The organism is Streptomyces sp. NPDC002785 (assembly GCF_040295565.1).
Classification (GTDB): Bacteria; Actinomycetota; Actinomycetes; order Streptomycetales; family Streptomycetaceae; genus Streptomyces.
The window spans coordinates 23,368-29,697 of record NZ_JBEOVN010000083.1 but is presented as its reverse complement, the minus strand read 5'-3'; the positions used below and the strand labels follow the sequence as shown (position 1 = coordinate 29,697).

4 protein-coding genes are annotated in these 6,330 nt (G+C 69.8%); 2 read left to right on the top strand and 2 right to left on the bottom strand.

The features are described 5' to 3' along the window. Positions 1 to 83: 83 nt before the first annotated feature. Both ABTZ94_RS20325 and ABTZ94_RS20320 read right to left on the bottom strand, forming a co-directional pair. Positions 84 to 1,346, bottom strand: a complete 1,263-nt coding sequence (locus tag ABTZ94_RS20325; RefSeq protein ID WP_351202448.1) for a LolA family protein — start codon at positions 1,344 to 1,346, stop codon at positions 84 to 86. Between the two features lie 217 nt (positions 1,347 to 1,563). Then, positions 1,564 to 2,574 carry a polyprenyl synthetase family protein gene (locus ABTZ94_RS20320; RefSeq protein WP_351202447.1) on the bottom strand — a complete coding sequence of 337 codons (1,011 nt, stop codon included), beginning with the start codon at positions 2,572 to 2,574 and terminating at the stop codon, positions 1,564 to 1,566. Positions 2,575 to 2,730: 156 nt separating this feature from the next. Between ABTZ94_RS20320 and ABTZ94_RS20315 the strand changes: the two genes are divergently transcribed. Then, complete coding sequence (locus tag ABTZ94_RS20315; protein WP_351202446.1) at positions 2,731 to 4,230, top strand: peptide MFS transporter; 1,500 nt, start codon at positions 2,731 to 2,733, stop codon at positions 4,228 to 4,230. Positions 4,231 to 4,239: 9 nt separating this feature from the next. Next, positions 4,240 to 6,234 (top strand): CocE/NonD family hydrolase, encoded by a 1,995-nt coding sequence (locus tag ABTZ94_RS20310; protein WP_351202445.1) that lies wholly within the window; start codon positions 4,240 to 4,242, stop codon positions 6,232 to 6,234. The last annotated feature ends 96 nt before the right edge of the window (positions 6,235 to 6,330 follow it).

Here is a 6,330-nt window from a genome sequence, read left to right as displayed (position 1 = left end):
CCGACGCTCTTCCGATCTACCCGCCGTACTCTCCGTACGGCGGGGCGGCCGGCCGCTGGCAGGAAGCTCGACGCGCCTCGGCGTCAGGCGGCGTTGTCGGCCGCCTTGACCAGCGCGTCCGGTGTGACCGCGCCGACGTACACCTTGCCGTCGTCCGTCATCAGCGCGTTGACCAGGCGGGTCTTGAAGACCGTGCCCGAGCCGAACTTGCCGGAGACCTTGTCGCCCAGCGAGTCCAGGAACTGCTGCGCCTCGGCCGGTACGTCACCCGACGTCTTCGTGGGGAGTCCGGTGCCGCCCGGGGTGCTGATCTCGGCGATCGCGTTCCAGCCCTCGCCGATGACCTTCGTGTCCTTGGAGCCCTGGCCCCCGGCGCCCAGTCCCTCGGCGCCCGGGAACATGCCCAGGCCCTCTGCGCCATCGGCCTTCTGCTGTGCCTTCGCGTCGTCGGCCTCGGTCACCTCGGCGCCCTTGGGCGGGGTGAACGTGAACGAGGAGGCGGCCGGCTTCGCGAAGTCGACCTTGGTGAATCCGGCGTCGACGACGGCCTTGCCACCGCTGCTCGCAAGCAGCGTGAACTTCAGCGGCACACCGGTCTTCGCGTCGACCGCGACCGTGACCGAGTCGATCGTGGAGCCGCTCTGCTTGGGCTTGATGAGCAGCCTGTACGCGTCACGTCCGGCGACCTGCGCCGTGCCGTCGACCGTCACCGATGTGGTGGGGCCCGCGGCCTTCAGGACCTGTTCGGCGAGCGCCTTCGGCGTGGTCGGCACGCCCTCGGGGGCCGGGGTCGAGTGCCCGGACTTCTTCTCGCTCCGGTCCTCGGTGGCGTGATAGGCCTGGTTGGTCTTGCTGTCGTAGGCCCAGACCTGACCGCCGTTTCGGATCAGGCTGTACTCTGCCGCGTTTTCCAGGATCGACACCCGCTGCTTGTCGGGGCCGTCGGCGGCCACCCGCAGGGTGTGCGTGCCGGACGCCAGCTCCGTCATCTTCGACTGCGGGTCGGCGGTCGAACCGCCCTTGCCGCTGCCGGTGTCGCCGGCGCTGCCGCCCGGGGCGAAGGAGCCGGCCAGACCGCCGAGCGACGGGATGCCGAGGTCCGTGCTGATCTTCACCGTGCCGGAGAGCTGCTGGGTGTCCGACGCGGCGATCTTCTCGATGAGCTGCTGTGCGGTGATCTTCGGCAGATCGGGGTCGCCGGTGCTCGCGAGCGCCGGGACGAGCCCGATCGTCGCGGCCGCCACCCCGGCCACCGCGACCGGGACGATGTAGCGCGCCGCCTTTCGACGGCCGACGGCTGCGCCCCTGGTGCCGTCGTTGGTCTCTACGCTGTCGTTCGGTGCCATGTGTGCCCTACCTCCGTGGTCGGCGGCTTCCGTCCGAATGCACTCGTCCACCCCGTGCCGCCATTCTCACCGTTTTGTTCAGGAGTGGTTGTTCTCCATCTGACCAAAACGGCGGCGCGGAATCGTCAGTCCCGGGGAGCAACTCCGCGTACCTCTCCGGTATGACGCCACCGGGTCGAGGGGCCGTCGTCCCGTAGGGGGTGCCGCACGGACGCGCTCAGCCCGCCCGGTGCACCACCGCGTCGCACAGCTCCTCCAGCGCGGCCTTCGCGTAGCCCTCGGGCAGCGGCGCCAGCGTCGCGCGCGCCTCTTGCGCATACCGGATGGTCTCCCGTCGGGCCTGCTTCAGCGCCGGGTGGGCGCGCAGTCTGCGCAGCGCCTCGGCGTGCCGGGCGTCGTCGCTCAGGTCGCCGTCCAGCAGCTCGACGAGCTCCAGGTCGTCCGGCTTTCCGTCGGCCGCGGCCTGGGCCCGCAGATGGAGCACGGGAAGCGTCGGGATGCCTTCGCGCAGGTCGGTGCCCGGGGTCTTGCCGGACTCGTGGGAGTCGGAGGCGATGTCGAGCACGTCGTCAGCGAGCTGGAAGGCCACGCCGAGCCGCTCCCCGTACTGGGTGAGGATGTCGATGGCCGACTCGTCCGCGCCGGCCATCATCGCGCCGAACCGGCAGGCCACGGCGATCAGAGAGCCGGTCTTGCCGCGCATCACTTCGAGGTAGTGCTCGACCGGGTCGCGCCCGTCGCCCGGGCCCGCGGTCTCCAGGATCTGGCCGGTGACCAGCCGCTCGAACGCCTCCGCCTGGATGCGTACGGCCTCCGGACCGAGGTCGGCCAGTATGTGCGAGGCGCGGGCGAAGAGGAAGTCGCCGGTCAGGACGGCCACCGAGTTGCCCCAGCGGGTGTTGGCACTGTCGACGCCGCGGCGTACGTCCGCCTCGTCCATCACGTCGTCGTGGTAGAGCGTCGCGAGATGGGTCAGCTCGACGACGACGGCGGCGGGCACGACGCCCGGCGACTCGGGGTCGCCGAACTGGGCGGCCAGCATGGCCAGCAGCGGCCGGAACCGCTTGCCCCCGGCGCGCACGAGATGCTGCGCGGCCTCTGTGATGAAGGGCACGCCGCTCTTGGTGGCATCGAGCAGCCCCGACTCGACAGCAGCCAAACCGGCCTGGACATCGGTCTCAAGAGCGTGGTCCCGCACGCTCAGTCCGAACGGCCCGACGACGGTCACGAGGGGATCTCCTGTCTGCTGACGATCACACGGAATGTCGATGTGTCGCTGTCATCACTCAACTCAGCGTATCCGGTCCCCTTTGGATCACCATGGGCGCCTTCCCGCCACCGCCGGTATGTTCGAGATCAGCTCATACGATCAGGAGTACTTCCTTTGTCCCACACGGCCACCAACACTGAACCGACCCAGGTGCCGGCCCGCGACGACCATGCCTTTTCCGGCCAGCCACGGGGCCTGATGACCCTGTCCGGCCTGGAGGTCTGGGAACGGTTCTCGTTCCTCGGCATGCAGGCGATCCTGGTCCTCTACTTCGCCGACACCGTCGCCCGCGGCGGCATGGGCATGGAGGCGGGGACCGCGGCGTCCGTCTCGGCCGCCTACGGCACCCTGGTCTACCTGGTCTCCGTGGCCGGCGGCTGGCTGGCCGACCGGATCCTCGGCTCGTACCGCGCCGTCCTGTACGGCGGAATTCTGATCGCGTGCGGGCATTACGCCATGGCGGTGCCCACGGACGCCATGACGTGGACCGGCCTCGGTCTGATCAGCGCCGGAACGGGTCTGCTCAAGCCCAATGTGGCGACCATGGTCGGCAAGCTCTACCGAACCGACGACGAGCGCCGCGACGCCGGATTCGCGCTCTATTACATGGGCATCAACATCGGGGCGTTCCTCGGCCCGCTGGTCACCGGCTGGCTCGGGGACCACGCGAGCTGGCACTGGGGCTTCTCGGCCGCCGCCGTCGGTATGACCCTCGGCCTGATCCAGTACGTACTGGGCCGGCGCCACCTGACCGGCCGACAGCACGGCGCCGAATTCAAGCTGGAGCCGCAGCCGATGCGCCGCGCCGTTCGGCTGATGGTGGCCGGCGCCGTCGTGGTCGCCGCCGTCGCCACCGCGCTGGCACTGGCGGGGTGGCTGACCATGGACCGCTTCGTCGACCTGCTCACCCTCGCCTCGGTGATCGCCCCGGTCGTGTACTTCGTGGTGATGTTCCGCAGCCCGCGCGTCACCAGCGAGGAACGTGGCAGGCTGCGCCCGTACGTGGTGCTGTTCCTGGCCTCCGTGGTCTTCAACTTCATCCTCTTCCAGGCGTACTCGACGATGATGCTGCTCGCGTCGACCAACGCCCGTACCGAGGTCTTCGGCTTCCACTTCCCGGCCGGCTGGTACGCCTCCGCGCTCGGCGCCTTCGAGGTCGCGCTCGCTCCGGTGGTCGCCGCCGTCTGGGCCCGGATGGGCCCCCGTCAGCCGCACGCCTCCAAGAAGATAGCCATCGGGGTGATCCTCGGCGGACTGTCGTTCCTGCTGATGGTGCTGCCGACCTCCGGGCACTCCGGCGACACCTACAAGATGGCCGCCTGGTGGATCGTCGGCTCGTATCTGCTGCTCGGCCTCGGCGACATCCTGCTGGAGACCTCCGGCATGTCCGCGACCACCAAGCTCGCACCCAAGGCGTTCGTCAGCCAGACAATGGCGCTCTGGTTCCTCTCGCTGGCCCTCGCCAACGGCATCCAGGCCCAAGTCGTGAAGCTGTACGGCGAGGTCTCCAACCCCGCCTACTTCGGTGTCAATGGCGCGATCGCGGTGGTGGCCGGTGTGGCCGTCATCGCCGCCGCACCCTGGCTCAAGCGCACCATGCACCCCGTCCACTGAGGTACCGCCATGCACATCCGCACCACGTATCCGTATGACACCACCCGTGAGGACGTCTACATTCCGCTGCCGGACGGCACCCGGCTCTACGCCCGGATCTGGCGGCCGGTCACCGACGAACCCGTCCCCGCGCTCCTCGAATATCTGCCGTACCGGCTGAGCGACTGGACGGCGCCGCGCGACTGGCAGCGCCACCCCTGGTACGCGGGCCACGGCTACGCCTCCGTCCGGGTGGACGTACGCGGACACGGCAACAGCGAGGGAATGCCGGGCGACGAGTACGACGCGACGGAGCTGGCCGATGGGGTCGCCATCATCCACTGGCTGGCCGAGCAGGAATGGTGCTCCGGCCGCGTCGGCATGTTCGGCATCTCCTGGGGCGGCTTCAACTCGCTCCAGATCGCGGCGCTGGCCCCCGAGCCGCTGAAGGCGGTCGTCACCGTCTGCTCGACCGACGACCGCTACGACAACGACGTCCACTACATGGGCGGCTCCGTCCTCGCCGTCGACATGCACGCCTGGGCGGCCACCATGCTGGCCTTCGTCTCCCGGCCGCCGGACCCGGCGCAGGTCGGCGAGGGCTGGAAGGACATGTGGCTGCAGCGGCTGGAAACGGTCGAACCATTCATCCACACCTGGCTGGCGCACCAGACCCGCGACGACTACTGGAAGCACGGCAGCGTCTGCGAGGACTACTCCGCGATCACGGCGAACGTCCTCGCGGTCGGCGGCTGGCACGACCCGTACCGCGACACCGTCCTGCGGCTCGTCGAACACCTCGCCCCGGACAAGGTCCGCGGGCTGATCGGGCCCTGGTCGCACCAGTATCCCGACCGGGGGCTGCCGCCCGGTCCGGCGATCGGCTTCCTCCAGGAGACGCTGCGCTGGTGGGACCAGCACCTGAAGGACAAGGACACCGGCATCATGGCGGAGCCGCTGCTGCGGTCCTGGATCAGCGAGTCGCACCGCCCCGCCACGATCTACGAGACACTGCCCGGACGCTGGGTGGGGGACACCAGCTGGCCCTCAAAGAACGTCTCCCCTGTCGCGTACGCCCTGCAGGGCGGACCGCAGATCGTCGACTCGCCGCAGCAGACCGGTCTGGACGCCGGGCGCTTCTTCCCGTTCGGCAATGACGCCGACCTGCCGCCCGACCAGCGCGACGAGGACGCCAGGTCGGTCTGCTTCGAGTTCCCGGTCGAGGACGCCCCGATCGAGATCCTGGGCCGCCCGCAGGTGAAGCTGCGCATCCGGATGGACGTGCCGCGCGGCCAGGCGATCGCCCGGCTCTGCGACGTCGCACCGGACGGCTCCTCCACCCTGGTGACCCGCGGCGTGCTCAACCTCTCCGCCCGGCACGGCCGCGACCGCGCGGACGACTGGCCGGTGGGCGGGACCGAGGACGTGACCTTCGACCTGAACGGCATCGGGCACACCTTCCCGCCCGGCCACCGGATCAGGCTCGCAGTCTCCTCCTCGTACTGGCCGTGGATCTGGCCGCAGGCCGGGTCGGTCGGCTTCACCCTGGACGCCGACGGCAGCTTCGTCGAACTGCCGGTGCGCCGGCACACCGAGGACCCCGCGATCCGGTTCGAGGAGCCGGAGCAGTCGGAGCCGCTCGGCGTCGTTCACCCGGTGACGCTCGACGATCAGCGCCCCGAGCGCCTGGTGGTCCGCGATGTCGCCAAGGACGAATGGCGGCTGGAGGTCGACCCGCGCTACGGCGGCACCCGCGTCTACCCGGACGGCCTGGAATTCACCGAGGACGCCGTGGAGACGTACACGATCCGGGGGAACGACCCGCTCTCCGCACGCACCCGCTCCGACTGGGCGATCCGGCTGCACCGGCCGGAGATGGCATGGGACGTACGGATCGAGACCCGGTCCGAAATCAGTGCGGACGACACTGACTTCATCACGTCCAACGAGGTGGTGTGCAAGGACGGCGGCGAGGTCGTCTTCCACCGGACCTGGGAGAAGCGGATCCCGCGCACGGCCGGATGATCCACCGCCGTGCCCCGCTCACCAGGGGGCACGGCGGAACTTTCCGGGCATCAGGAGCAGTTGGGACACTCCCGCGGGGTAGCAGCACCGACGTAA

Bases quoted from the DNA above. Each gene is read 5' to 3' on its own strand.
- ABTZ94_RS20325 (WP_351202448.1), bottom strand. From the start codon at position 1,346: ATGGCACCGAACGACAGCGTAGAGACCAACGACGGCACCAGGGGCGCA.
- ABTZ94_RS20310 (WP_351202445.1), top strand. From the start codon at position 4,240: ATGCACATCCGCACCACGTATCCGTATGACACCACCCGTGAGGACGTC.